19 protein-coding genes are annotated in these 25,261 nt (G+C 38.8%); 7 read left to right on the top strand and 12 right to left on the bottom strand.

Annotated elements, in window-relative coordinates:
- Positions 1-313 precede the first annotated feature (313 nt).
- Positions 314-568 carry a hypothetical protein gene (locus CWC11_RS05665; RefSeq protein ID WP_212748082.1) on the top strand — a complete coding sequence of 85 codons (255 nt, stop codon included), beginning with the start codon at positions 314-316 and terminating at the stop codon, positions 566-568.
- A gap of 16 nt (positions 569-584) precedes the next feature.
- On the opposite strand, the gene rluF is transcribed toward CWC11_RS05665, so the two are convergent.
- The 10 genes from rluF to CWC11_RS05615 all read right to left on the bottom strand — a co-directional run bounded on the left by rluF (position 585) and on the right by CWC11_RS05615 (position 16,108).
- Positions 585-1,580 carry a 23S rRNA pseudouridine(2604) synthase RluF gene (gene rluF, locus CWC11_RS05660; RefSeq protein WP_138681888.1) on the bottom strand — a complete coding sequence of 332 codons (996 nt, stop codon included), beginning with the start codon at positions 1,578-1,580 and terminating at the stop codon, positions 585-587.
- 85 nt (positions 1,581-1,665) lie between these two features.
- Complete coding sequence (locus CWC11_RS05655) at positions 1,666-2,751, bottom strand: DUF418 domain-containing protein (protein WP_502704792.1); 1,086 nt, start codon at positions 2,749-2,751, stop codon at positions 1,666-1,668.
- A 19-nt stretch (positions 2,752-2,770) separates the two neighbouring features.
- Positions 2,771-3,985 carry an EAL and HDOD domain-containing protein gene (locus CWC11_RS05650; protein WP_138681887.1) on the bottom strand — a complete coding sequence of 405 codons (1,215 nt, stop codon included), beginning with the start codon at positions 3,983-3,985 and terminating at the stop codon, positions 2,771-2,773.
- Positions 3,986-4,077: 92 nt separating this feature from the next.
- Positions 4,078-5,613, bottom strand: a complete 1,536-nt coding sequence (locus tag CWC11_RS05645) for a glycogen synthase (RefSeq protein ID WP_138681886.1) — start codon at positions 5,611-5,613, stop codon at positions 4,078-4,080.
- A gap of 81 nt (positions 5,614-5,694) precedes the next feature.
- Positions 5,695-6,996: a glucose-1-phosphate adenylyltransferase gene (gene glgC / locus CWC11_RS05640; protein WP_138681885.1), complete on the bottom strand. Its 1,302-nt coding sequence runs from the start codon at positions 6,994-6,996 to the stop codon at positions 5,695-5,697.
- A gap of 14 nt (positions 6,997-7,010) precedes the next feature.
- Positions 7,011-9,548 carry a glycogen/starch/alpha-glucan phosphorylase gene (locus tag CWC11_RS05635; protein WP_138681884.1) on the bottom strand — a complete coding sequence of 846 codons (2,538 nt, stop codon included), beginning with the start codon at positions 9,546-9,548 and terminating at the stop codon, positions 7,011-7,013.
- Positions 9,541-11,604 carry a glycogen debranching protein GlgX gene (gene glgX, locus CWC11_RS05630; RefSeq protein WP_138681883.1) on the bottom strand — a complete coding sequence of 688 codons (2,064 nt, stop codon included), beginning with the start codon at positions 11,602-11,604 and terminating at the stop codon, positions 9,541-9,543. Before glgX ends, CWC11_RS05635 begins: the two co-directional genes overlap by 8 nt.
- Positions 11,597-13,801 (bottom strand): 1,4-alpha-glucan branching protein GlgB, encoded by a 2,205-nt coding sequence (gene glgB / locus CWC11_RS05625; protein WP_138681882.1) that lies wholly within the window; start codon positions 13,799-13,801, stop codon positions 11,597-11,599. The genes glgX and glgB overlap by 8 nt, the downstream gene beginning before the upstream one ends.
- Positions 13,802-15,796, bottom strand: a complete 1,995-nt coding sequence (gene malQ / locus CWC11_RS05620) for a 4-alpha-glucanotransferase (RefSeq protein WP_138681881.1) — start codon at positions 15,794-15,796, stop codon at positions 13,802-13,804.
- 9 nt (positions 15,797-15,805) lie between these two features.
- Positions 15,806-16,108, bottom strand: a complete 303-nt coding sequence (locus CWC11_RS05615; protein WP_058550241.1) for an isoamylase early set domain-containing protein — start codon at positions 16,106-16,108, stop codon at positions 15,806-15,808.
- 378 nt (positions 16,109-16,486) lie between these two features.
- Between CWC11_RS05615 and CWC11_RS05610 the strand changes: the two genes are divergently transcribed.
- Positions 16,487-17,419, top strand: a complete 933-nt coding sequence (locus tag CWC11_RS05610; RefSeq protein ID WP_058550240.1) for a hypothetical protein — start codon at positions 16,487-16,489, stop codon at positions 17,417-17,419.
- A gap of 182 nt (positions 17,420-17,601) precedes the next feature.
- Here CWC11_RS05610 and CWC11_RS05605 read toward each other — a convergent pair whose 3' ends face one another.
- Together CWC11_RS05605 and CWC11_RS05600 are read right to left on the bottom strand one after the other, a co-directional pair.
- Positions 17,602-18,774, bottom strand: coding sequence for a cache domain-containing protein (locus CWC11_RS05605; protein ID WP_138681880.1), 1,173 nt, complete (start codon positions 18,772-18,774; stop codon positions 17,602-17,604).
- A gap of 340 nt (positions 18,775-19,114) precedes the next feature.
- The gene (locus tag CWC11_RS05600) at positions 19,115-19,543 is read right to left on the bottom strand and encodes an Lrp/AsnC family transcriptional regulator (protein WP_058550238.1); all 429 of its coding nucleotides are present in this window, start codon (positions 19,541-19,543) and stop codon (positions 19,115-19,117) included.
- A 182-nt stretch (positions 19,544-19,725) separates the two neighbouring features.
- Here CWC11_RS05600 and CWC11_RS05595 point away from each other — a divergent pair, with 182 nt between their 5' ends.
- The 5 genes from CWC11_RS05595 to CWC11_RS05575 all read left to right on the top strand — a co-directional run bounded on the left by CWC11_RS05595 (position 19,726) and on the right by CWC11_RS05575 (position 25,241).
- Positions 19,726-20,931, top strand: a complete 1,206-nt coding sequence (locus CWC11_RS05595) for an aspartate aminotransferase family protein (RefSeq protein ID WP_138681879.1) — start codon at positions 19,726-19,728, stop codon at positions 20,929-20,931.
- A gap of 45 nt (positions 20,932-20,976) precedes the next feature.
- Positions 20,977-22,011 (top strand): arginine N-succinyltransferase, encoded by a 1,035-nt coding sequence (gene astA / locus CWC11_RS05590; protein ID WP_138681878.1) that lies wholly within the window; start codon positions 20,977-20,979, stop codon positions 22,009-22,011.
- 7 nt (positions 22,012-22,018) lie between these two features.
- On the top strand, positions 22,019-23,485 hold the full coding sequence (gene astD, locus CWC11_RS05585) for a succinylglutamate-semialdehyde dehydrogenase (protein ID WP_138681877.1): 1,467 nt from the start codon (positions 22,019-22,021) through the stop codon (positions 23,483-23,485).
- A gap of 22 nt (positions 23,486-23,507) precedes the next feature.
- Complete coding sequence (locus tag CWC11_RS05580; RefSeq protein ID WP_138681876.1) at positions 23,508-24,311, top strand: DUF1338 domain-containing protein; 804 nt, start codon at positions 23,508-23,510, stop codon at positions 24,309-24,311.
- A 144-nt stretch (positions 24,312-24,455) separates the two neighbouring features.
- Positions 24,456-25,241, top strand: a complete 786-nt coding sequence (locus CWC11_RS05575; RefSeq protein WP_171038397.1) for a transporter substrate-binding domain-containing protein — start codon at positions 24,456-24,458, stop codon at positions 25,239-25,241.
- The last annotated feature ends 20 nt before the right edge of the window (positions 25,242-25,261 follow it).

Here is a 25,261-nt window from a genome sequence, read left to right as displayed (position 1 = left end):
GGCATTTAGGCAAGGCAGAGCCTATGTAGTGTGGTTATTCCCCATAAATAGGCGATAACGCAGCATAAATGCCAAACATGCGCTGCCCGAAGGGTTCTGCCTAGGGGCAATTTACTCTTTGTTGCTCGGTTTTTACTTAGCCCACTAGGTTACAAACCTCGCGCCGCGATTAAATCGCCCCTAGTTTGAACAAATTTTAATCCTGAAAGGTCAACAGGCCCTATAGCACGATGGGAAGCTTAGGGGCTGGCTTGGTATTTTGTTTATACCTGTTTTAGTTTACTTATGGCTGTGGGCTGCTTTTTGTATTTCAATGAAATTTTGGGCTTATTATTATAGCGATAATAGCTGGCAGCAAGAGTATCAACTACTCGCTGTAGAGGCATGCCCGACTGATTACGAATACAGCTGCGCTAAGCTGGTTGTGTTAGATTTAAATACTTACAGAAAGCGCTCTTTTAGATGGTATTTAGATAAGAGTAAGTTGCAACGCTTACAAAATGAAAATATAAACATAGTGGGCGTTAAAAGCCCACTAGGGTCTATAGTTCATCAAATACAGTGGTAGTTGAACTTTTAAGACACTACTTTTTTAAACTTAACGTGCCAGATGAACGAGCTTTACGATTTGCTGGCTTGTTGTTATTTAAGTTTTTACTATCGTCTTGCGTATTTTTACTAGCTCCGCCTTTACCTACATAGGTAGTAGAGCGTTTTTGATAGGGTGAATTACTTCTTTGCGTGCGAGTGCCTCGTTCATTATTAAAAGCGCGTGGGTTTTCACCCTGAAAATCACGCTTTTTAGGCTCGCCTTTATTGTTATTACTCATGCTATTTTGCTTGTTATTATCAACCGAGTGCTCTTGCGTTTTACCCGAATCGGCTATCGAATCGTTAATTTGCGCCATTTCTACATCGGTTAAATGACGCCACTGCCCTACTTTTAAGCCTTTAAGCGTCACGTTCATAATGCGTGTACGTTTTAATGTCACAACTTCATAGCCTAAGTATTCGCACATACGGCGAATTTGACGGTTTAAACCCTGAGTAAGGACAATTTTAAATTCTTGAGGAGCCGTTTGGGTAACTTTACACTTTTTGGTAACAGTATCTAAAATAGGGATACCGTTTGCCATTTTGGTCACAAATTGGCGGTTTAGTGGTTTATCAACCGTGACTACGTATTCTTTTTCGTGGTTATTACCAGCGCGCAAAATTTTATTTACGATATCGCCTTCGTTGGTTAAAAAGATTAGCCCTTCTGATGGTCTATCTAATCGTCCAATAGGGAAAATACGCGTTGGGTAGTTAACGGCTTTAACTATGTTACTTTGAATTTTACTCTCGGTAGTACACGTAATACCAACCGGTTTATTATAAGCAATATAGACACGCTTTGGTTTTGCGCGAAGGGGATTACCATCAATCAAAACGGTATCAGTATCTGCTACTTTTACGCCCATTTCTGGCATATTACCATTAACCGTAACACGACCCTGCTCAATATATTTATCGGCTTCACGACGTGAGCAAAACCCAGTTTCACTTATAAATTTATTTAAACGTTTTAATTCGGTCATGGCACTTAACAGTCGTAATTTTAAAGGCGACTAGTGTAAACCACACACACTTATTTTTCGCCCCTAATTTAATATAAATAGGTGTTTAGGCGCTAATTTTTAATTGAGTGAGCTTACGCCATATAAATTCAAGCGGCCCTTGTGCATAAAAGCGGCTATATAGCGCTGTAAATAACAGTTGCACAATGACCAAAGCGGTTGCTACTAACCAATAATCTATACGATTAAAACTTAATACCCACTGCGGAAATAAAACCTTATAAAGCATTAATTGCATTATGGTTTGGCTTATATATAGGGTGAATGCTAATCGCCCTACTTGTTGAATAAGCGTGCCAACGTGTACCCTGTTATTGCAAAATTTAACTATGATATGAATATAAAGCACGGCTATAAAAAGCGCTGCAAATGTATTTACTAATTCTTGAGTAGCTAGACTTAAACCATCATTTCCCTGAGGTATTAAAAGCCTTAAGCTTGTAAAAACAAACGCCCCACTAACGCACACAAATAACTGCTGCGAAGTAAGCCCTTTGGTAAATACCTCCAACTTATATAAGTATATTCCAATGAGCATAATGCCAGAAAACATCAAAAAAGCTAAGAATGGAACCGCTACAACTGCAATCATATTGTAACCTAAGTTACTGATAAAATAGTCCTTATAGTGCGGGCTATATAAATCTATAAATGCTTGAGAGTCGCGATAAATATTCTCATCAGGCAAGTTCATTAAAAACAAAAAGGTCACTGCGCAAGCTAATAACATAAATATAATGCCTCTTTTTAAAAGCATATTATTATTAGTTTCTACAAATTTAAGCACCCACCAACCGCATACCCCGTAAACAAATAAAATATCGCCAGCCCAAAGTAAAAAACCATGTGCTAAACCAAAAATAATGAGCCAATACAGTCTCGCTTTTATAGGAATAGTTGATTTGTAGCGCTGCCACTGAATAAATAGCCCAGCACCAAAAAGAAGGCTGAACAGCGTTCTAAAACGCCCATCAATAAAAATACTACTAAGGGTTTGAATAACAACATCGCTAAAAGGTGGAGTAGCTAATGGTGTATAGATATATTCCCCTAACCCAAAAGCATAACCGTTCATGTAAACAAGGCAAAGCACTGCAATACCGCGTATAAAATCCATATTATAATTACGCATAACTGAGATTTAACTTCCTTTAACTCTTATTTTTATAATTATCAGCCCAATCAACAGCTTGTTGATATAAGTTAGGTAATACTTTGCTATCGAGATTAATTAATATTACAGCTTGTTCAAGCGCCCACCAGCTTCCAGTTTCGTACGCTTTAACAACATTTAGAATATAATACAGTGTGTTTTTATCCCCTAATAATGCCGTTTTTATTTCATCAGGAAAAGGGAGCTTTTCAACGAGTAAGCTCATGGGTTGATCAAGTATTGCATCGAGTAGTGAAAATAATCCTGTTAAAAATGCTTCACCTGACAGGCTCTTATTAACCTTTTTTGCTAATAACTCACAAAAACGTGCGCGTACTACACAAACCTGCATTAGCTCTGCAGGTTTTTTACCTGCGGTATGAGCAGTAACAATAAGGCTGACAAACTTTTTTAATCGCTCGTGCCCAAGGTAGACCAAGGCTTGTTTAAGTGATGATATTTTACTTTGAATAGGAAAAACACCACTATTGATTAATCTAAGCAATTTATAGGCTAACGCAGCATCAAGTTCAAACAAACCAGCAATGGCTTTTATATCTGGACTGGGTTTCATTATTTCTGCGTAAATAGCGACGACTAAAGCATAGTTATAATCAATGTCGTTTTGTTTGATCATGGTGGGTTTTGCAAAAAAGTACCCTTGAAAATAATCAAACCCCATTTTATGGGCTAATTCAAAGTCCTCTTGGGTTTCTAATTTTTCAGCTAAAAGCTTAATTTTTTTATGTTGCTGAAGCTTTTCTATTACAGGTGTTATTTCACTTAATGGTGTAATTGAAATATCAAACTTTATTAATTTAACAAGCTTTAAAAACCTATCCCACTGCGGTTTATAAACAAAATCATCAAGTGCTAAATTGTAATTACGATGAAATAAGTCACGGCACATCTCGTAATTTTCATCATTTGGCTCTATGGTTTCGAGCAATTCAATTACAACATCCTGGCAAGGTAAAAACGCACATAAATCAAGCTCTAACGATTCAGGGCCGATATTTATTAATGCTTTTTTACCCGAGGTAATATGGCGAGTTCCGAGATTTAATTGGTTTTCCATTATTAGGCGCGCAGTGGCTTCGCCTTCACAAATATCAGGGAAATAATTTTTGGGGCTGTCCCTAAATAGCAACTCGTAGGCAACTACGTTTTGACGACGATTAAATATCGCTTGCCTTGCAACAAATACAGACACATTACCTACTTTTATTAAATTTACTAATACCAAGTAATTAATAACGTAAATAAGCTGCTATGTCACGGAGCTAAGGTGTATTTACATTAACTTTATTGATATAAGTATGAAATATAATCAGTTGCCACTTGAGTCCACGAAAAACGTGCACCTTTAGCATTAGCTTTAATTTTTTGCCATTGCTTAGGCTGTTCTTTGTGTAACGTTAGTGTTTCATGTAAACACTTTAGCAGTGAATCGGCTTGCTTACTAAGCGTACCAGCATTAAAACTAAAACCGTTTTCATTATGCTTTACGGTATCTTTCAGTCCGCCAACACTGTGAACCAAACAAGGCTGTCCTGCTCGCATTGCCAGCATTTGGCTAATACCACAAGGTTCAAATGAGCTAGGCATTAAAAATAAATCTCCTAATTGATACATTAAATCACCAACACCTTGTCCGTAACCTTTCAAAAATAAAAGGTTTGTATTGCGCGCCATTGCTTTAGTAAACACCTCTTCTAGTGCTTCATCTCCTGAACCTAATATAATAATCCGGCCATTAAATTCATTCACTATTTTACACACTTTATCGATAGCTAATGAGCTTTCAATAGACTGACACAAGAGCAAAACTTTTTGCTCAGTAAGTCTGCCTACACTTGTAACTAATGGCCCTTTAACAGGTGATGCCATAAATTGTTGTAATCGTTGATGAGCAATATAGTAGCCACTTTCAAGCTGTGGCGTTTTTGCCATCCAATTAAATAAGGTGTTTTGTGCTTGGCTATATAAATCATCCAATGATACTTTTTTATCTGTGCTATTGGGATATTCGCAGCCATTTAAAATACCAACGAGTTTTCCATTATCAGCGGCATTTTTTAGGTCTTGCTCTAACCCTTCGCCACCAAAAAAACCATGCTCATAATTACTCGGTTTTAGTACTTCTTGACTATACGTTGGCGACACTAGGTGAACCTTATTTGCCAAGTTAATTGCACTGCGCATAGGATTAAAGCAATGAGGATAGCGGGGGTCACACAGTTGCTGGCCATCGTAACTAAGTGAAGGAAACCACGCCTCTAGGCTTGAGTCGTCGTACTTAAAGGGTCTTATTCCTTGCAGTGCAATATTATGAACTGTGTAGGCAATGTTTAAGTTATTTAATGTTTGATAACGTGGTTCAAATTTAAGTAAAACAGCAACACATGCACTGTGCCAATCATGTAAATGAAGCGCTGTTGGGCGTTTTAATACACCTTGCAATAATGCTTCACACACGGCTGCATTAAACAAAGCAAACTTGGTTGCATCAGTTGCAAAAGGTCTTCCTGGGGCATCGTTACAATACACACTGCCCGAATTACTTAATAATGGATGGCTGACAACAATTTGCGTTACTTTACTTTGACTCTGCTCTACCTTAAAAAGTGTTAAAACATGTGGATGAGCATTAAAAGCAACGGTTACATCACCAATGTGAGTTCGATTTAGATCGTGTATACCATAATCGGGGATCACCACATCAACTGTTATACCTTGCTCTGCAAGCGCTTTTGGCGCATCACGAACCACATCTGCAACGCCACCTACTTTTGCGCCTGGTAACGCGTCGTTTTCTGCTGCAACCATTAATACATGCATTAATTCACTACTTCCTATAAACCTATATTAGCTTGCTCAAATATGAGCAAGCTTGTGTTGTCGTGCTTATTTAGCTAATTGTTACGCTAGCTTTTTATTCTCTTGAGATTGGCGCTCTAACTTTTTTGCAAGCTCAGTGAGCATATCACGGGTGACAAGTACTATGCCCTTTTTAGACACTCTAAAGCCATTTTCTTGATCTGCTTTGCGATCAATACCAATTTCAAGCCCTGCCGGTATTTCACAGCTTCTATCTATTATCGCGCGTTTAATTTTACAGCCACGATTTATTACTGCACCGGGTAAAATAACGGATTCCTCAATGGTACAAAAAGAGCGAACATGCACATTAGAAAACAGCAATGATTTTCTGACCACTGAGCCTGAAATTATACAGCCACCCGAAACGGTTGAGTCCAGTGCCATTCCGCGTCTGTCATCGTCATCAAAAATGAATTTGGCTGGTGGTAACTGCTCTTGATATGTCCATATTGGCCATGTTGGATCGTATAAGTCGAGTTGTGGCTCTGGCATTACCAGCTCCATGTTAGCTTCCCAAAAAGAATCAAGCGTACCTACATCGCGCCAATAAGGCTGACCTTCTTGAAGAGGGTCTCTAAATGGAAACGCATATACACTGTGCTCTTCAATAATGGCTGGGATTATATCGTGGCCAAAATCGCGTCCTGAGCCTTCGTTTTCTGAATCTTTTTTAAGCTGTTCAAATAAAAACTCAGTATTAAACACGTAATTACCCATAGAGGCTAAACACGTCCCTGGTTTACCTGGTACTGAACTTGGCATAGCTGGCTTTTCATCAAAACGACATACTCTGCTTTGCTCATCTACGGTCATTACACCAAAGGTATCTGCAGCTTCTTCAACTGGCACTTCTAGGCAGCAAACAGTCATATCTGCACCCTTTTGAACATGCTCAGCGAGTAGCGCACCATAGTCCATACGGTAAACATGATCGCCTGATAAAATCATCACGTATTTAGGGAGCTCGTGACGAATAATATCCATGTTTTGAAATACGGCATCGGCGGTACCACAATACCAATCATCACCTTGGCGCTGAGATGCAGGCAAAATCTCTACAGATTCTCCAAGCTCCTTTTTAAAGTGCCCCCATGCTCGGTTAACGTGTCGTATTAGCGAGTGCGACTTATATTGTGTGGCAATACCTACACGCCTCACACCAGAGTTGATACAGTTTGATAGCGGAAAATCGATAATTCGATGCTTTCCGCCAAAATAAACTGCAGGCTTTGCACGCCAATCTGTTAGCTCATGCAGGCGAGAACCGCGTCCGCCTGCCAGTATTAACGCGTAAGTTTCTCTGGTTAGGCTACTTATGTAGCGATTTGCATAATTAGGCATAATACTCTCTCCATTTAGTCTAGGCTGTTAGTGGCATGGCTTGTAGTTGTCGTTAAGTCTGTTTCACTAATATTGAGGGGTTCTAAATGCCAAATATCTTCACTGTATTGGCTTATGGTTCTATCACTTGAAAACATACCACTGGCTGCTGTATTTAAAATACTCATTTGTGTCCAGTAGGTTTGATCTGCATAGGCTTTATCAACTTCTTTCTGCGCCGCTACGTAGCTTTCAAAATCATGTGCAGTGAGCCATGGATCGTGTGGGCTCTTTATCGAATTTGTTATGTCTTCAAATAAGCATGGTTCAAATAAATTGAAATGCCCACTTTCGAGAAGTTGCATTACATTATTTAAATCACTATTTTGTGCAATTAAGTGCTCAGGGTTGTAACGCGATTTAATATCGTCAATTTCGTGCGCTTGTGCACCAAACAAAAAGAAGTTATCAGCACCAACAGCATCTCTAATTTCAATGTTTGCACCATCTAATGTGCCAATAGTCAGTGCACCATTCATCATAAATTTCATATTACCCGTGCCAGAAGCTTCTTTACCTGCCGTAGATACTTGCTCTGATAAATCTGTTGCAGGGCATATAGTTTCCATTGCTGTTACATTGTAGTTTGGTAAAAATGCAACTCGTAAATAGGGCGCTGCTAAAGGGTCTTTATTAATAACCTCAGCTACATTATTAATCAGCTTGATTATTTTTTTAGCCATGTAATAACCCGGTGCAGCTTTACCACCTAATAATACACAGCGAGGCACTATACCTTGCGTGTCGCCTCGGCGAATACGGTCGTATAAATGAATAACATGTAATATATTTAAAAGCTGACGTTTGTACTCGTGAATACGTTTTACCTGTACGTCAAACATCATTGATACGTCAAATTCAACACCACATCGCGCTTTAACTAAATCAACTAAACGTTGCTTGTTTTCGCGCTTAGCGTTTTGCCATTGACCATGAAATTTTTTGTCATCATAAAATCGGCGTAAATCACTAATTTTAGAAAACTCTTTAACCCAATCTTTACCAATTTTTTCGCTAATTAATTCGCTTAAGCTCACATTACAATGCGCAAGCCAACGCCTTGGGGTAACACCATTGGTTTTATTATTAAATTTGTTTGGCCAAAGTTCGTAAAACTCTTTAAACAAACCTGCTTTTAATAATTCTGTGTGCAGTGCCGCAACACCATTTACAGAGTAACTACCCACAATAGCTAAATAAGCCATGCGAATTTGCGGCTCGTCACCCTCTTCTATAAGCGACAGCGCACGTTGTTTTTCAACGTCTCCAGGCCATTGTTGGGCAACTTGCGCTAAAAAGCGTGCGTTTATCTCAAATACTATTTCTAATATGCGCGGTAAAAGTTTTGCAAACAGCGATACAGACCATTTTTCCAGCGCTTCTGGAAGTAACGTATGATTTGTGTAGGCCATTGTTTTAGTCGTAATTTGCCACGCATCATCCCAATCAAGCTCGTAGTCATCAATTAAAATACGCATAAGCTCTGCCACTGCAATGCTTGGGTGGGTATCGTTTAATTGAAATACATGATAATCAGCAAAGTCTGTAAAGTTTTCGCCATGTTGGCTTACCCACTGATCAACAATGTCTTGAATACTTGCAGATGACAAAAAGTATTGTTGGCGTAACCTAAGCTCTTTACCATTTTCGCTGCTATCGTTTGGATACAGCACCATCGTAATTTGCTCTGCTAAGTTTTTTTGCGCAACCGCTTCTGAGTAACTGCCGGCATTAAACTCGGTTAAGTTAAATTCATCAGTTGCCTCTGATTTCCATAAGCGAAGTGTATTTACAATATTGTTTTTATAACCAGGTACAGGTACATCATAAGGAACGGCTAATACATCCTGTGAGCTTATCCATTGACGATGCTCACGTGCGTATTTATCTGTGTAGCTTTGTACATAGCCGCCAAATTTTACGCGTTTAGCATGCTCAGGCGCACTAAGCTCCCAAGGATGACCTTCCCTAAGCCAATTATCAGGCTGCTCTATTTGGTTGCCATCTTTAATTGATTGATTAAACATACCGTATTCGTAACGCAGGCCATAACCTACAACCGGTAGCGCTAAACTCGCGCAACTATCTAAAAAACAAGCAGCTAAACGCCCTAGGCCACCATTACCAAGCCCAGCATCGTGCTCAGCATCTTCAATCGTTTCTATTGAAGTGCAATACTCCTGCAGTGCAGCGCTTACTTGCTCATCTAAATCTAAGTTTAATACGGCATTGCCTAAAGCTCGCCCCATTAAAAATTCAAGCGATAAATAAGCCGTTTTACGGCGCTTATCTTGTTTAATTTGTTGGTTTGTTTCTCTACAGCGCGCAACAAGTCTGTCACGAATAGTAAGTGCTAATGCATGATACAAATAATGCTGCGACTCGCCGACTTTATCTCGTCCGAGGGTATAATAAAAATGCCGTGTTAAGTCATCTTTAAGGGTACTTTCATCAATAACAGGGCCTTCTTGCCAACCCTTTACTACACACACTTGTTCACCTTGTTTAGCCATGACCTACGTCCTCTAAATTGGCACTAAAAACCCAACTACTTTGTGCTGAAATTTCAACCATCGCATCTTCATTACTTCTCGCAGATGCATTATTGACACTCGATAAAACCATTTGCCACTGCGCTTTAATTGGCGAAGGTGGCAATTGGCAAAAAATTGTTTTTTTACTGGCATTAAATACAATCAGCAATGCATGTTTGTTTTGCTTATCAAGTAAGCTGTACATTAAAAATTGTCTGGAGTCTTCATGCCAATGTGCATCAGTCATGGTTTTACCTTGCTCGGTAAACCATTTAACTGTAAAGCGCTCGTCTATATCGTCTAAAAATACACTGTGTTTAAACGCACTGTGTGCACGTCTAATTTTAAGGGCGTCGTCTATAAATCGTGTTAAAGAATGATTCAGCTGTGAGTCTTTCCATGCAAGCCAACTCGTGCGATTGTTTTGACAATAAGCATTGTTATTCCCCCCTTGAGAATGTGCCATTTCGCTGCCAGCAGCAATCATTGGCACTCCTTTTGAGAGTATTAAAGTAAGTAAAAAGTTCTTTTGTTGTTGTAACCTTAGTGATGTTATTTTTACGTCACTGGTAAAACCTTCTACGCCACAGTTAAATGAGTGATTTGCACTGTGACCATCTCTGTTTTGCTCGCCATTTGCTTCGTTATGTTTATGCTCATAACTCACCAGATCAGCAAGAGTAAAACCATCATGACTGGTTATAAAGTTTATGCTGTTGAGTGGGCCGCGTTGGCTATGCTCAAAAATGTCAAACGAGCCATGTAATCGTTTAGCTACGTTTGCAATTATGCCGGTTTCACTTTGCCAAAAACGCCTAATAACATCACGATATTGATCGTTCCATTCTCGCCAAGGTGGCGGAAATGCGCCTAATTGATAGCCGCCTGGGCCAATATCCCATGGTTCACTAATAAGTTTTACTTTGTTTAATACAGGGTCTTGTGCAATGGCTTGTAAAAAAGTATGCCCAGAGCTAAACCCCGATTTAGAACGTGCCAAAATAGTCGCTAAATCAAACCTAAAACCATCAACCCCCATCACTTCAACCCAATACCTTAAGCTATCGAGTACTAGTTGTAATGTTTTTGGGTGATCAATATTTATGGTGTTACCACAGCCGGTATCGTTTATATATACGTTAGGTTGATCGTGTGCAGTACGATAATAAGCTAAGTTATCGAGCCCTCGCAGCGACAATATTGGGCCATCGTTACCAGCCTCTGCTGTGTGGTTGTAAACAACGTCGAGTATCACTTCTATGTCGGCGTCGTGAAACTGCTTAACCATTTGCTTAAATTCGTTTATATCGTCATTTACTAAATAGTCTTTATGGGGAGTAAAAAAGTTTAGTGTGTTGTAACCCCAATAGTTTTGCAGCCCTTTGGCTGTTAAAAATTGCTCACTAATAAACGCATGAACAGGTAATAACTCTACTGCGGTTACGCCTAAATTATGTAAATGCTCAATAAAACTTGGGTGACTCAACCCTAAAAACTTACCTTGTAAAGATTTAGGTATTTTAGGATGACGACAGGTAGTTCCTTTAACGTGGCATTCGTAAATAACAGTATTAGACCAGCGATGCTTTGGCTTTTTGTGCTCGTAATGAACCTGAGCAGCCACTTTAGATTTTGGAACATCAATAGCATTATTTACACAGCTTTTTGTGCCAATTGGCATTTGCCCATAATGGCGCTCACTCCATGTAAACTCACCAAAAATGTCTTTCGCGTATGGGTCAATTAGTAACTTGTTTTCATTAAACAGCAAACCATGTGATGGATTATATTCTCCTTCAACCCTAAAACCGTAAAGTGCCCCTGCGCTAAGTGGTGATATATGAATACTCCACACGCCACCTTCGTTGATGTTCATTGCCATTTTTAAAATTTCTGAATGACCACTTTTATCAAACAAACAAACATAAGCTTGGCTTGCATTTGGTGCATATAACGAAAAGTTTACGCCGTTATCACTAACACTCGAACCCAGTGGCTCTACATTGCCATGGGCAGCATCGAATAGATTACTCATCATCAACCTTTTGTAAGTAAATAGTGGTTAGGCCACCAATGGCAATAGAAATACTTTGCTTGAAACCATGATTGTCTTCATCAATTGTGTTTACAATTTGCGATGGGTTATCTGTTACTTTAATTCCTGAACCAAAAAACTGTGTTTCATCTGTATTTAAGATAACTTTATATTGCCCTTTATTTGGTACACCAATGACGTAATTTTCATACGAAGCGGGTGTAAAGTTAGCAATAACAACTACAAAGTCTTTGGCAGTTTTTGCATAACGTACAAAGCTCAAAATACTTTGTTGGTTGTTGTTATTATCAATCCAAGTAAAACCAGCCGCGCTAGAATCAAGCTCGTACAAAGCAGGTTGATTTTTATAAACAGTATTAAGTGCTTTAACCGTTCGCTTTACTCCGTTATGGCTTTGATGCTCAAGTAAATGCCAATCGATAGAGTGGTCATGCCCCCACTCTTTACGCTGAGCTATTTCACCGCCCATAAACAATAGTTTTTTACCCGGATGCGCCCACATAAATGCGTAATAAGCGCGTAAATTTGCAAATTTTTGCCAATCATCACCTGGCATTTTTTCAATTAAAGAGCCTTTGCCATGAACTACTTCATCATGGCTAAGCGGTAATATGTAGTTTTCGCTAAAAGCGTAGACCATAGAAAAGGTCATTTCGTGGTGATGATGCTGACGGTACAAAGGGTCATGCTGCATATAATGAAGGCTGTCGTTCATCCACCCCATATTCCATTTATAGCCAAACCCAAGCCCGTTATGTTCAACACTTTGAGTTACACCAGGCCAAGCCGTTGACTCTTCAGCCACCATCATAATGCCAGGATTATTTTTGTAGCTGCGCATGTTCACTTGTTTTAAGCACTCTATTGCACCTAAGTTTTCACGTCCGCCATAACAATTAGCGACCCATTCACCTTCTTTTCGGCTGTAATCTAAATAAAGCATGGAAGCTACAGCGTCTACTCTCAGCCCATCCAAACCAAATTGATGTAGCCAATACATCGCATTAGAAATTAAAAAGCTTTTTACCTCTGGGCGGTCGTAGTTGTATATGTAGGTATTCCAATCAGGATGAAAACCTTGGCGCATATCAGCATGCTCATATAAATGAGTGCCATCAAATCGATGTAACCCATGCGGATCACTAGGAAAATGACCCGGCACCCAATCAAGTAATATACCTATATTGGCTTTATGGCATTGCTCTACAAAATATTTAAAGCTGTTGTAGTCGCCAAAGCGGCTAGTTGGTGCAAATAAGCCCACGGGTTGATAGCCCCACGAGCCATCAAATGGGTATTCACTTATTGGCATAAGTTGTAAGTGGGTAAATTCCATCTCTTGCGCATAGCTAACTAGTTTGTCGGCAAGCTCTGTGTAACTTAAATAACGATTATTCTCTTCTCGCTGCCATGAGCCTAAATGTACTTCGTATATGCTTATTGGCGCATCTATATGATTTCGCTTTTGCCTATTAGTTAATGCATTTTCACTTAACGTTATTGGCTCAGGTTTATATTGCAGAACACTTGCTGTACCCGGTGCTTGTTGCATTTTAAAAGCAAAAGGGTCCGCTTTTTCAAGCACTTCTCCACTTTGCGCAGTAATAGCAAACTTGTAACACATATCAGCTTCAAGCTTAGGAATAAATAATTCCCACACACCACTTGCTGGATGAAAGCGCATAAAATGACGATTAGCTTGCCAAAAATTAAACTCACCAATTACAGATACACTTGCTGCGTTAGGTGCCCAAACACAAAAACGTACACCTTCTACGTTTTGCAAAGAGCTAAAATGGGCGCCAAAATGAGAGTAAGCATGTTCTAGGCTCCCTTCATTAAATAAATACATAGCGTCTGTATCAAGCGCGCTCTCAAAGCTATATTCGTCATAAAAGGTAGAGAGGGTATTTGAATATTGAGCACTGCATTGGTAGGGCTTTGTGGGTAGCTCTTTTACCTTAGCTATAAATAAATCAGTGCGTTTATATCGTTTAGCTTCAACACTATTTTCATTTAACGTAATGCTTGCACTGATTGCTGAGGGTAAATAAAGACGAATTTCTATATCTGAATTTGTTTTATGTGCCCCTAAAAAACTAAAAGGGTCTTTAAATCGCCCTGCATTTAATGCATTTACCTGCTCATCATATTCTGTATTATTTGTACTGCTCATTTAACCTTTCCTTATTGAATCTATAGCAGCTAATAGCGGAGCATTTTTAGTAAAAATATCTTTACTTGAGTGCGTTAATACACGACGCCAATTAGGATACTCTTTATCTGTACCGGGGATGTTAACGGGGTACTTTTGCTCATCTAAATCATCTATTTGTAGTGCGAATAGGCCTGATTGAGAACCGGCTAAACAAAGCGCTAACTGTGCATAAACATCTGTTGCATTGCTATTTAATACTAGTTCAGGTTTATTGCTATGGCTGTTTATAAAACGTAAAAGCTTGTGCTGCTCTTGAATTCTTTGTTGTTTTTGTTGCTCGTATTCACTTTTATTAATCAGTTCATATTGTTGTTTAATATTTAAATCATCGTGACACCACCAGCCCGAGAAAGGCGGTACGTCATGATTAGCTATCATTAATAAGCAATGAGGTGCTAAGTCATCTACTGATAAAAACTCACCATCATGTTGTTTTTCAAAATAAAATAAACTATTTGAAAAAATACCACTAGTAGATAACGCATGTTTGACTTCAGGTGGAACTATGCCTAAATCTTCACCAATGACAATGCTTTGATTGATATGCGATTCAATTTTTAAAATAGCGAGTAAATGCTCAAACGGGTAGTAAACATAGCAACCATCTTGGTGTCCGTTAGTGTCAAAGCACCACCATAAACGCCTAATTGCCATAACATGATCTATTCGTAAACCGCCTACACTTTGCATATTGGCGCGTATTAAAGAGCGGTAATATTGATAATTGTTATGTTGTAAGCTCTGTGGATTTAATGCAGGTAGCCCCCAGTTTTGTCCGGCTTCTGCCCATGGATCTGGCGGCGCACCAACATTTGCTCCCTCAGAGAATAATGCTTGCTGATTATAAAATTCAGCACCATCACCAGCACAACCAACGGCGAGGTCGTTGATTAAGCCAATTGCCATTCCTTGGTCTTTACAGCTTTGTTGGCAAAGCGCTAACTGCACAGTAGCTTGCCACTGTAAGTAATAATCAAATGCTGGCTCTGTTGAATTTAGCGTAGAAAGCGTACTTAAATTTTCATTACAAAATTTATTAAACGCTTCACGCCTTTCAGTACTGGCTGTTAATTCAAAATGATTATAAAGCGCTTTAAACAAAGCATATTTGACCTGGCTAACCTTATGGTAATTAATAAACTGATCGGTTGCGTTTAATAAATCAATTACATCATCACTATCCATAAGTGCATTTAATTGCGTATTATTTTGTGCATCTGCACTAAGTGCGACAGAAATATAAAGAGGATTAAGCAACGCACGGCTATTAGGGCTATATGGACTTGCTCGCTCTGGTATAGTGGCAAAGAGTAAATGCAGAGGATTAAGTAATATATAATCCATATTTTTCGATCCACAAAGAGCAGTTAGCTCAAGTAAATCGTTAAAGTCACCTACACCTAATTGTGCTTTATTTTTTAACGTATAAAGCTGAATTGAAAGCCCCGTACGCTTTACGTCTTTAACCTGAAAAACCTGATCAGGAACACTCCAAATTTGAGTACGAGCAAGCTGTTCACCTACTTTAACAGCTGTATCATGATAGCCAATCGGCATTTCATTCATTGGCACAGCAAGCTCGATATAACGAACACCATGTAAATAGTATTCACCTGTGACTGCTAAGTTATAAAGATTATCGAGTGTAATATTTATATTCAAAGAAGGTACAGTTATGTTAACTGGTAAATTCTGCTGGCGCTCATCTACTTTAATTTTTAAATGCGGGCTTTGTTGCTCAACCAAACTAACGTTTGCGACTAGACCTAGCCAATTAGAGGCATCTAAATCATAATTTAGTTGAGCTATTTGCGCTTCATTATTTGTATCTACGCCACAACATTGTAAGGCACGTTTGCGCGTGTCTTCGCTAAAAAATACCTGTTCACCTGTATACTTAGTGAATTCATAGCCTATGCCATGCAGGTAAAGCAACTGCGAAATTGCGTCCATTTACCCGCCTTAATTAATGCGTTGAGTATTTACTATGCTGTTTTCAGTACCAAAATTATTTGCGATATAGCCGTCGGCTTGATGATCGTTATCCCAAATGTCTCCATTTACTAAATAACGAAAGTGAAATTGCTGGTCTACAGGTAAGCGTTGTTTAAATTTAAAAACGCCTTGTTTTTTATTAAGCTTCATTGGCACAGGTTGCCAATCAGTAAATTCACCTAATAAGCAAACTTGCTCTGCTTCAGGGTGAGAAAATTCAAAGGTTACTTCAGCTTCATCTTTTGTTTTAAAAAAACGCTTATTCAACATAACAGGCTCCAACTAAACAATTAAGGGTATTTAATCTTTGCCACAGGGCCGATTTAACATCAAAGGGCGATGTGGAATCCATTCAAAATCATTAAACGTATTGTTAGTTAAGCAAAACTTTATTTACGCTTTATTACAGTGCAAATGTTATTTTTACCGCACCAACAAAGTGCATTAATCATTAATATATTACGTTTAAAATGATACTTTTATACAGAGCAATATTTAAACCAACTCAACAAAACTGGTACATACCCAATATACACATATTTAGGGCACTTAAATCCAAATAAAATTAAAAGTATTAAATTCTTTTTTTATATACTTTCATCATGGATAATACACAGCATCCTAATACTCTGAAATATAATTAATTTCATGTTGAAAAAAAGCATTTTAATAACTACCGCCATTATTTTTTTAGTTGTAGCTGCATTTATTGGTACTTCAATATACACCTTATATAGTAAAAAAGAGATTTCTGTTGACCCTAAACTAAAAGAAATCTCAGGCATAGAATTTGATAAACATCAACGCTTGTGGGCCATTAATGACAGTGGCGATGAGCCTAAGCTTTATAGACTAAATAAAGACGGTTCTATTGCTAAAGAAATTTTAGTGACGAATGCTAAAAACATTGATTGGGAAGACATGACCCAAAATAAATTTGGGCACTTTTTTTTAGGTGACTTTGGCAATAATAAAAACGAACGCAAATGGCTAACTATTTACAAAATAGAAAACCCGATAGATATTAAAGGCAATACAACTGAAGCCGAAATAATAAAATTTACCTATCCTGAGCTTGACGGTACCCCAGTAACACCAGAGCAACGTAACTACGACCTAGAAGCCTTTGTTGCACTTGGGCGTCATTTATACTTATTCACAAAAAACCGTACCGAACCATTTGATGGAATAACAAATGTGTATAAAGTTGGCGACCATGCTGCTAATTTTGACGCTCAGCTTATCGATTCTTTTAAAACTTGTACTACTATGGAAAAACTGTGCTGGATAACATCTGCGGCTTTAAGCCCCGATCGTAAAAAGCTAGTACTGTTAGATTCAACAAGTATTTGGTTATTTGAAAATTTCAAAGGTGATAAGTTTTTCTCAGGGGACGTTTCGCGTATTGACCTAGGCATCGTAACTCAAAAAGAAGCAATCACCTTTTATGACGACAACACCATTGTGTTTACTGATGAAGAATTTAAAGGCATAGGTGGCAATGCTTACTTTATAAAATTAGATGAAGTCACTAAAAATGTTATACGTAAAGTATCTAACCTTCAAAGCGCTGATAAGTAATACTTAATCAGCGTCTTATACCAATCTGCTTATATATCAGGTCTATTTAACGTGAAGAAAATTACGATAGAACTAGGCAAAAATTTTTGTACCTAGTTGTTCTAAATAAAAAATTTTAACAACGTTATAGTGCAATTTAATTCGTTAAATTGATCAAAAATTTATGCAGGTTGGTATTAAAGTCAAATAGGTGTAAAGCTAGCGTTTAAACGCAGGACCTTTTCTACATCAATACCAATTATTAATACCCCGATGTGATTATAGTGCTCATTAAATACAGGTATACTTAGCTGTACTTGAAAGTGATGGGTAGATGCATCATATTCAACATTATCAAAATAATAGTCATCTATAAGCGTAAATACTTTATTAAACTTATCTTCATCACCTTGCCAGTAATCAGAGGTTAATTTACTTATAGCTACATTTTTACCTTGGTTATCCGTAAGAATTACCTCGGTCACACTTCCATTAAATTGAGATTGCCAATCATTTAGCTTTTTAGATAACGCTTTATCGAGCATTAATTTACCTAACTTGGCTTGCTCATTTTTCACCTCTGTTTGCCATTGCTTATCAGCTTTAATCAGCTCATCTTCGCTCAACGGCAAACTGTTACTAATGAGAGTTTGCTCTGTTAAACTTGCCTGCGCTGCTAACGCTTTAGCTTGATTATATATAAAGCCTAAAACGTGATCTTTTTCGCTTTTTGATAAAGAAAAGGGAGTTTGAGAACACGTCGCAAGATTATCGTCAAATTGACTCATAAAATTAGGAAAGCGTTTAATTAAAGAATTAGAAGCAAACAAGCCTAGCGGTACATACCGAAAAAACTCTTTGCTGTAAGCTGATTGATCTATTTCTAAACGTGAAGTTACATGCTCAAAATCATCTAAATCAAGTAATATTCTGTCTACTCTTTGATGGTGTAAAATTTTGATTATTTCCTCTATAGAGTTAACTTCAACTTGCACCTGAATATTTTGAGATTTAAGCCAATTAGCTTGGTAGCTTCCTCTTACAGCACCATAGTGTATTTTTTCTTCAGGTTTATTAACGCTATCCGGATGAGTAAACCAATACCACTTCTCTAAAAAAACAGGTGATGTTATTTTTCCATATGCTTTCATTTCTGGCGTTAAATGAGTAGTAAAGTATCCATCTAAACGGTGAAGTTTCACTTCTCGACGAGCACGAAGCCAAGGTAAAGTATGCAGCTTAAAAGGTGTACCCATTTCATATAGGATACACTGCACTTGATTTACAGCGTTGTCGGGTGACGTGGTCGGTAAATTTGAGCCAAACTTTAACGGCTCAGACAATCCAAGTAACATAAAAAAAAAGTATGCAGGCATAATCCATTGCTAATAATTGCAAAAATTAAAACAAGTATAGTTAAGCATACGAATAATGCATAATTTAAAAATAAAATATAGCTATAGAATCAAAGGCTAACACTTTTATTTTGGAATTAATTATAATTACAACAATTGCTAGGGCGTGTTGACCTTTGGTGGGTGATTTTGCAACAGTATATTTGTTTTTAAGCAAGGCAGAGCCTATGTAGTGTGTTTACACCCCATAAATAGGCGATAACGCGGGAGCAGTTACCGAGCCCACTAGGATACAAACGTCGCGACGCAATTTAATCTTTCTTGGGTTGAACAAGTTTCAATCCGCAAAGATCAACACGCCCTATCGTTTAAATTTTGTTTCCAAAATTACTGACGAGGTTGTGCGCTCTACGCCATCTAAATTACCAATATCATCAAGCAGGTGGCTTAATTTTTCTAAGTTTTGCGCTTGTACAACAGCAATTAAGTCAAACTCACCGCTTATTGCATAAAGCTGAGAAATAGCATCAATTTGTTTAAGCTCTAAATTGGTTTTGGTTGTGAGTTTTTGCATCACCTTTATAGATACATGAGCCGAAACCATACTGCTTAAATAGTCTTCACCGTAATCTACGCTATACCCTTTTATAACACCGGTTTCTTCAAGCTTTAACATACGGCTTTGCACAGTAGAACGCGATAGATTAAGCATACGTGCTAGGTCAGAAATACTTGCACGCGCGTTGGTTTTTAAAATTGAAAGTAGCTTTTCATCTTGTGGAGTTATCATATTGCTTATTAATTTCGTTAATTTGACTTTTATTGTAATCATTTTTCACAAAATAGCACTGCAAATTTAACCTGTAACCTTCGATAATAACTACCAATAATAAAAATTATCTAGCTGATAAAACGCTAACGTTTTTATTTTGCTAATCTTTATTCAATATTCACAATTTTTAGGTGTACATAATGCAAGTAACAAGAGACTTATTTAACGATGTAATGGTGCCAAACTATAATCCGTCGGCTGTTATTCCAGTTCGAGGCGAAGGCTCACGTGTATGGGATCAAAATAACAACGAGTTTATTGATTTTGCTGGTGGTATTGCCGTTAATTGTTTAGGCCACTGCCACCCTGCGCTTGTATCTGCTTTAAAAGAGCAAGGCGAGAAAATTTGGCACTTATCAAATGTAATGACTAACGAACCTGCCCTGCGTTTAGCACAAAAAATGGTTGAAGCTACATTTGCTGATAAAGTTTACTTTGCAAACTCAGGCGCAGAAGCTAACGAAGCAGCACTCAAGCTAGCGCGTCGTTTTGCACTTGATTTGCACGGCGAAGAAAAATCGCAAATTATTGCCTTTAATAAAGGTTTTCACGGCCGCACATTTTTTACAGTAACCGTGGGCGGCCAAGCAGCTTACTCTGATGGGTTTGGTCCGAAGCCTGGCGACATTATTCATTGTGATTACAACGACATTGCAGCATTTGAAGCACTTATTAGTGATAAAACGTGTGCAGTAATGATGGAGCCACTGCAAGGTGAAGGCGGTATTATTTCACCTACTGACGAATTTGCTAAAAAAGTACGCGAGTTATGTACTAAGCATAATGCACTGCTTATTTTTGATGAAGTACAAACCGGTGTTGGCCGTACTGGTGATTTATACGCATACGAAGGCTTAGGCGTAGTGCCTGATATTTTAACGACCGCTAAAGCACTTGGTGGTGGTTTTCCTATTGGTGCTATGATCACCCGCACAGCTATTGCAGAGCATTTAAAAGTAGGTACGCACGGCTCTACTTACGGTGGTAACCCACTGGCATGTGCCGTAGCAGAAGCAGCCTTTGATACAGTAAATACGCCTGATGTATTAAATGGCGTAAAAGAGCGCGAGCAGTTATTCCGCGATGGCTTAAACGCTATTAACGAAAAGTACAACGTATTTAGTGAAGTACGTGGTAAAGGTTTACTTATTGGCGCTGTATTAAACGAAAAATTTGAAGGCCGCGCACGCGACTTTTTAGTTGCCAGTGCTAACAATGGCTTAATGAACTTAGTGGCGGGCATGAACGTGATTCGTTTTACCCCTTCTTTAGTAATTCCATTTGAAGACATTAAAGAAGGCCTAGCACGCTTTGAAAAAGCAGTAAGCGACGTAGTAAACGGCTAATTTAAGAAGGCGCGCCCTAGGGCGCGCTGTTGGAGCAAGTAATAAATGCAAGTATTACGTCCTATTACCACTGCAGATTTTGCTGCACTTAAGCAAATTGCAATCGAGTCAGGCCATGGCTTTACCTCACTGCCTGTAGATGATGAGCAATTAAAAGAAAAAATAGATCGCGCCGAAAAAAGCTTTGCTAAAAATATCAATCAGCCACTCGATGAAAGCTACTTATTTGTTTTAGAAGATAGCAAAACAGGTGAAGTAATTGGTACTACCGCCATTGAAGCCGCTGTTGGTTTATCTGTGCCTTTGTACCATTACCATTTAGGTAAAACAGTACACCACTCGCCTACACTTAATGTTTATAACACCGTTGATATTTTAAGCATGTGTAACGATTACACCGGATGCTCTGAAATATGTACTTTGTTTTTGCGCGAAAACAGCCGCAAAGGTTTAACTGGCCGCTTTTTATCACGCTCACGCTTTTTATTTATGGCGCAGCACAGCGAACGTTTTGCCGATACCGTGATTGCTGAAATGCGCGGCGTAAGCGACGAAGATGGCCATTCACCGTTTTGGCAGTGGTTGCAAGAGCACTTTTTTAGTATTGAGTTTCCTCAGGCTGATCACTTAGTGGGGCTTGGCGATAAAGTGTTTATTAGTGAGTTAATGCCTAAATACCCTATTTACGTAAACTTACTAAGTAAAAAAGCCCAAGCAGTTATAGGTCATGTGCATGACAAAACAAAACCGGCGCTCAAACTACTTGAAAAAGAAGGTTTTGAGCATCGAGGCTACGTAGATTTGTTTGATGCAGGCCCAACGGTAGAAGCAAAGCTTGGTAATATTCGCAGTATTCGTGAGTCTCAAGTATGCCCTATTACAATTGGCGAGCTGGAACATATTAGCCAGCACAGCTCAGATACACTTGCCGTTTGCAACCAAGGTGTAAGTGGGTTTAGAGCTGCATTTACCCAGCACGCTCACTACAATCATGCAAAACACACATTAGTAATAAGCCAAGAAGTGGCTGATGCCCTTAATTTATCACAAGGAGATGCAGCGCGTTTTTTCCGCCTGTAAAACAAATATGAACACACACCTTATAAATAACCAATGGCATACAGGCCAAGGCCCCGCTTTTAACTCTGTTAACCCAAGTAACGGCGAAATTGTGTGGCAAGGCAATGGCGCAAATGCCGAGCAAGTAGATTCTGCAATTAATGCAGCTAGAGCCGCACAAGTACAATGGGCAGATACGCCAATTGAGTCGCGTATTACCATACTTGAAAACTTTGTAGTGCAATTAAAAGAGCACAGCGAAGAATTTGCAGCCATTATAGCGCGTGAAACTGGCAAGCCTCTTTGGGAAACACGCACAGAAGTAGGCGCTATGACAGGTAAAGTGGCCATTTCTATCAAAGCCTATAATGAGCGTACCGGCACCACAGAAAACCCAATGCCAGGAGCAAAAGCATTTATACGCCATAAACCACACGGCGTTGTAGCTATATTTGGCCCTTACAACTTCCCAGGGCATTTACCAAACGGCCATATAGTACCTGCCATTTTAGCGGGTAACACCGTGGTATTTAAACCATCTGAGCTTACACCTCACGTTGCTGAATTTACTTTAGCACTTTGGTTAAAAGCAGGATTACCAGCGGGTATCATTAACCTAGTGCAAGGTGAAGTAGAAACAGGTAAAGCACTTGCTTCACATAAAGACATAGACGGCTTATTTTTTACCGGCAGCTCAAACACTGGCCATTTACTACATAAGCAGTTTGCCGGCCACCCAGGTAAGATTTTAGCGCTTGAAATGGGCGGGAATAACCCATTAATAGTTAAAGATGTTGCCGATGTAAGCGCTGCAGTACACGATATTATTCAATCTGGCTTTATTACTTCTGGCCAGCGCTGTACTTGTGCACGCCGCGTGTTTATTGAGAATTCAACCAATGGCGATGCCATTTTAGAAAAACTTATTAGCGCGACTAAAAATATTGTCGTTGACGACAGTTTTGCAACTGACCAGCCATTTATGGGTGCAATGATAAGCGAAAAAGCAGCCCTTGGTATGGTTACTGCGCAAAATGAACTAGTTGAAAGCGGCGGCGAAATAATCGTTGAGCTTAAGCAGCTAAAAGCAGGCACAGGCTTTGTAAGCCCAGGTATTATTGATGTTACAAATATCGCTAACATGCCAGATGAAGAACACTTTGGCCCGCTTATAAAAGTTTACCGCTACAACAACTTTGACAGCGCAATAGCAGAGGCTAACAACACCAGCTTTGGTTTATCAGCAGGCTTACTTAGCGATAACGAAGATGATTACAGCCACTTTTTAAAGCGTATTCGTGCTGGCATTGTAAATTGGAACCGCCCTATTACAGGTGCCTCTAGTGCTGCGCCGTTTGGTGGTATTGGTGCAAGTGGCAATCACCGTGCTAGCGCTTATTATGCGGCAGATTACTGCGCTTACCCTGTTGCGTCGGTTGAATCAGACAAAGTGAATTTACCGCAAACTTTAGCACCTGGCTTAGTAATAGAATAATACCCATTTTTAAGGATTTAACATGCATACCAACGTAAATACATTATTTGAAAACCTATGGGATAACTATTTAGCCGTTACGCCATCGGCAGATAAAATTCATGACCTTTTAGGTTCAACTCAAAAAGACGACATAATTAACGATCATATTGCGCTACGTACGTTTAATATTGAAAAAGTAGGCCTTGAAAAACTAGCTGCACACTTTTTAGCGCTAGGTTATACAGAGTGCGGCGAATACCACTTTGAAGCTAAAAAGCTATACGCTAAACACTACGAGCACAGCGATCCAAATCAACCTAAAGTATTTATTTCTGAGTTATTAGTAGAAAAGTGCTCACCAGAGTTGCAAGCTATTGTTACCGATATGGTAAATCAAATCGATGAAAGCGCAGTTACCGCTGAAAACTTCTTATATTCAGGTACACATTGGCAAGTAAGCGGTGAAACCTATAAACAGTTATTAGCAGAAAGCGAATATGCGGCGTGGATGTCGGCTTGGGGCTATCGTGCCAATCACTTTACTGTAAATATTAATATGCTTGCCAAGTTTGATAACATTCACGATGTTAACCAAGCGCTTAAAGACGCAGGCTTTACGCTTAATACATCAGGCGGCGAAGTTAAAGGCTCACCAGAAGTGCTATTAGAGCAATCATCGACGCTTGCTGATGATTACGCCGTTAACTTTAGCGATGGCGAGCTGCGCATCCCTAGTTGTTTTTATGAATTTGCCATTAGATACCCTAAGGCCGATGGCGAGCTTTACACTGGTTTTGTTGCAGCTTCAGCTGATAAAATATTTGAAAGTACCAACGCACGCTAATACTCGCGGTGGTTAAGTTTTCAACGTAAAAAAAGCCCTTTTGGGCTTTTTTTATGACAATTTTATTCTAGAACAATTACACTAAGAGCCATGACGACTATATTTAAAACCTCTCTAATTATTCTCCTGTTGCTCGTATCAAAAATGAGTGTTGCAGATGAGCCTATTACATTACTCTCTCGGGCTAATGCCGCTTCTGATGGGTTTTTAAATTCAGATGAAACATTTAATCGCCTTTTAAGCCATGCTTTTACTACTAAGTTACAGTGGACCAACCAAGCGCGCCTTATTAAGCGCCTTACAACTAACGAACCCGTTTGCAGCTACGACTTAATTAAAACACCAGAGCGCGAACAGCATATTATATTTTCAGAGCTCCCTACAACGGTTTATGAGCAAAGAAAAGTTTATGCATTTAAAAGCTTTTTGGACAATCTCCCCAAACGAGTTTCTGTTTCAGAGTTACTTGAGAAAAACCACACCTTAGGTATTGATTCAGGCACTAGCTATAAAGAACTTGAGCCCATATTAAAAAAATATAAAGACCAAATTGCATCAATTAGCAGTGAAGATACAAGCTCTCAACTACCAAACTTACTTATACATAATAGAATCGATATGATTATTGATTATGAAATAAATATTCAAGAAACATTTAGCGACAAGCAGTTAAAAAAAATAGGCAGTCGAGAAATAGCTGAATACCCAGAGTATGTTAATGGCTACTTTGCATGTAGTAAAACTTCGCAGGGCAATAAAGTCATTCAAGCCTTAAATCACTTGATGAAATCCCCGGCAATTTATAATTATCTACGCCAGCAACCACAGCACTCTTATAGCGCTGACACCTCGAGTGGAATCATGCTTGCTAACAAGCAAATGTTCGTTACCCCTCCAAAGATTAGTAAAATTAATCGTCAAGATAAGTAATTTAAATCAACCTAACCCAC

It is taken from the genome of Pseudoalteromonas sp. S3178 (assembly GCF_005886985.1).
Lineage (GTDB): Bacteria > Pseudomonadota > Gammaproteobacteria > Enterobacterales > Alteromonadaceae > Pseudoalteromonas > Pseudoalteromonas carrageenovora.
Note: the sequence above shows the minus strand (reverse complement) of the source record. Positions and strands in the feature narration are given on the sequence as shown.

Bases quoted from the DNA above. Each gene is read 5' to 3' on its own strand.
- CWC11_RS05665 (WP_212748082.1), top strand. From the start codon at position 314: ATGAAATTTTGGGCTTATTATTATAGCGATAATAGCTGGCAGCAAGAG.
- glgC (WP_138681885.1), bottom strand. From the start codon at position 6,996: ATGCCTAATTATGCAAATCGCTACATAAGTAGCCTAACCAGAGAAACT.
- CWC11_RS05600 (WP_058550238.1), bottom strand. From the start codon at position 19,543: ATGATAACTCCACAAGATGAAAAGCTACTTTCAATTTTAAAAACCAAC.
- CWC11_RS05595 (WP_138681879.1), top strand. From the start codon at position 19,726: ATGCAAGTAACAAGAGACTTATTTAACGATGTAATGGTGCCAAACTAT.
- malQ (WP_138681881.1), bottom strand. From the start codon at position 15,796: ATGGACGCAATTTCGCAGTTGCTTTACCTGCATGGCATAGGCTATGAA.
- CWC11_RS05610 (WP_058550240.1), top strand. From the start codon at position 16,487: ATGTTGAAAAAAAGCATTTTAATAACTACCGCCATTATTTTTTTAGTT.
- CWC11_RS05615 (WP_058550241.1), bottom strand. From the start codon at position 16,108: ATGTTGAATAAGCGTTTTTTTAAAACAAAAGATGAAGCTGAAGTAACC.
- CWC11_RS05645 (WP_138681886.1), bottom strand. From the start codon at position 5,613: ATGCATGTATTAATGGTTGCAGCAGAAAACGACGCGTTACCAGGCGCA.
- rluF (WP_138681888.1), bottom strand. From the start codon at position 1,580: ATGACCGAATTAAAACGTTTAAATAAATTTATAAGTGAAACTGGGTTT.
- CWC11_RS05580 (WP_138681876.1), top strand. From the start codon at position 23,508: ATGCATACCAACGTAAATACATTATTTGAAAACCTATGGGATAACTAT.
- astD (WP_138681877.1), top strand. From the start codon at position 22,019: ATGAACACACACCTTATAAATAACCAATGGCATACAGGCCAAGGCCCC.
- astA (WP_138681878.1), top strand. From the start codon at position 20,977: ATGCAAGTATTACGTCCTATTACCACTGCAGATTTTGCTGCACTTAAG.
- glgX (WP_138681883.1), bottom strand. From the start codon at position 11,604: ATGAGTAATCTATTCGATGCTGCCCATGGCAATGTAGAGCCACTGGGT.
- CWC11_RS05655 (WP_502704792.1), bottom strand. From the start codon at position 2,751: ATGCGTAATTATAATATGGATTTTATACGCGGTATTGCAGTGCTTTGC.
- CWC11_RS05575 (WP_171038397.1), top strand. From the start codon at position 24,456: ATGAGTGTTGCAGATGAGCCTATTACATTACTCTCTCGGGCTAATGCC.
- CWC11_RS05635 (WP_138681884.1), bottom strand. From the start codon at position 9,548: ATGGCTAAACAAGGTGAACAAGTGTGTGTAGTAAAGGGTTGGCAAGAA.
- glgB (WP_138681882.1), bottom strand. From the start codon at position 13,801: ATGAGCAGTACAAATAATACAGAATATGATGAGCAGGTAAATGCATTA.
- CWC11_RS05605 (WP_138681880.1), bottom strand. From the start codon at position 18,774: ATGCCTGCATACTTTTTTTTTATGTTACTTGGATTGTCTGAGCCGTTA.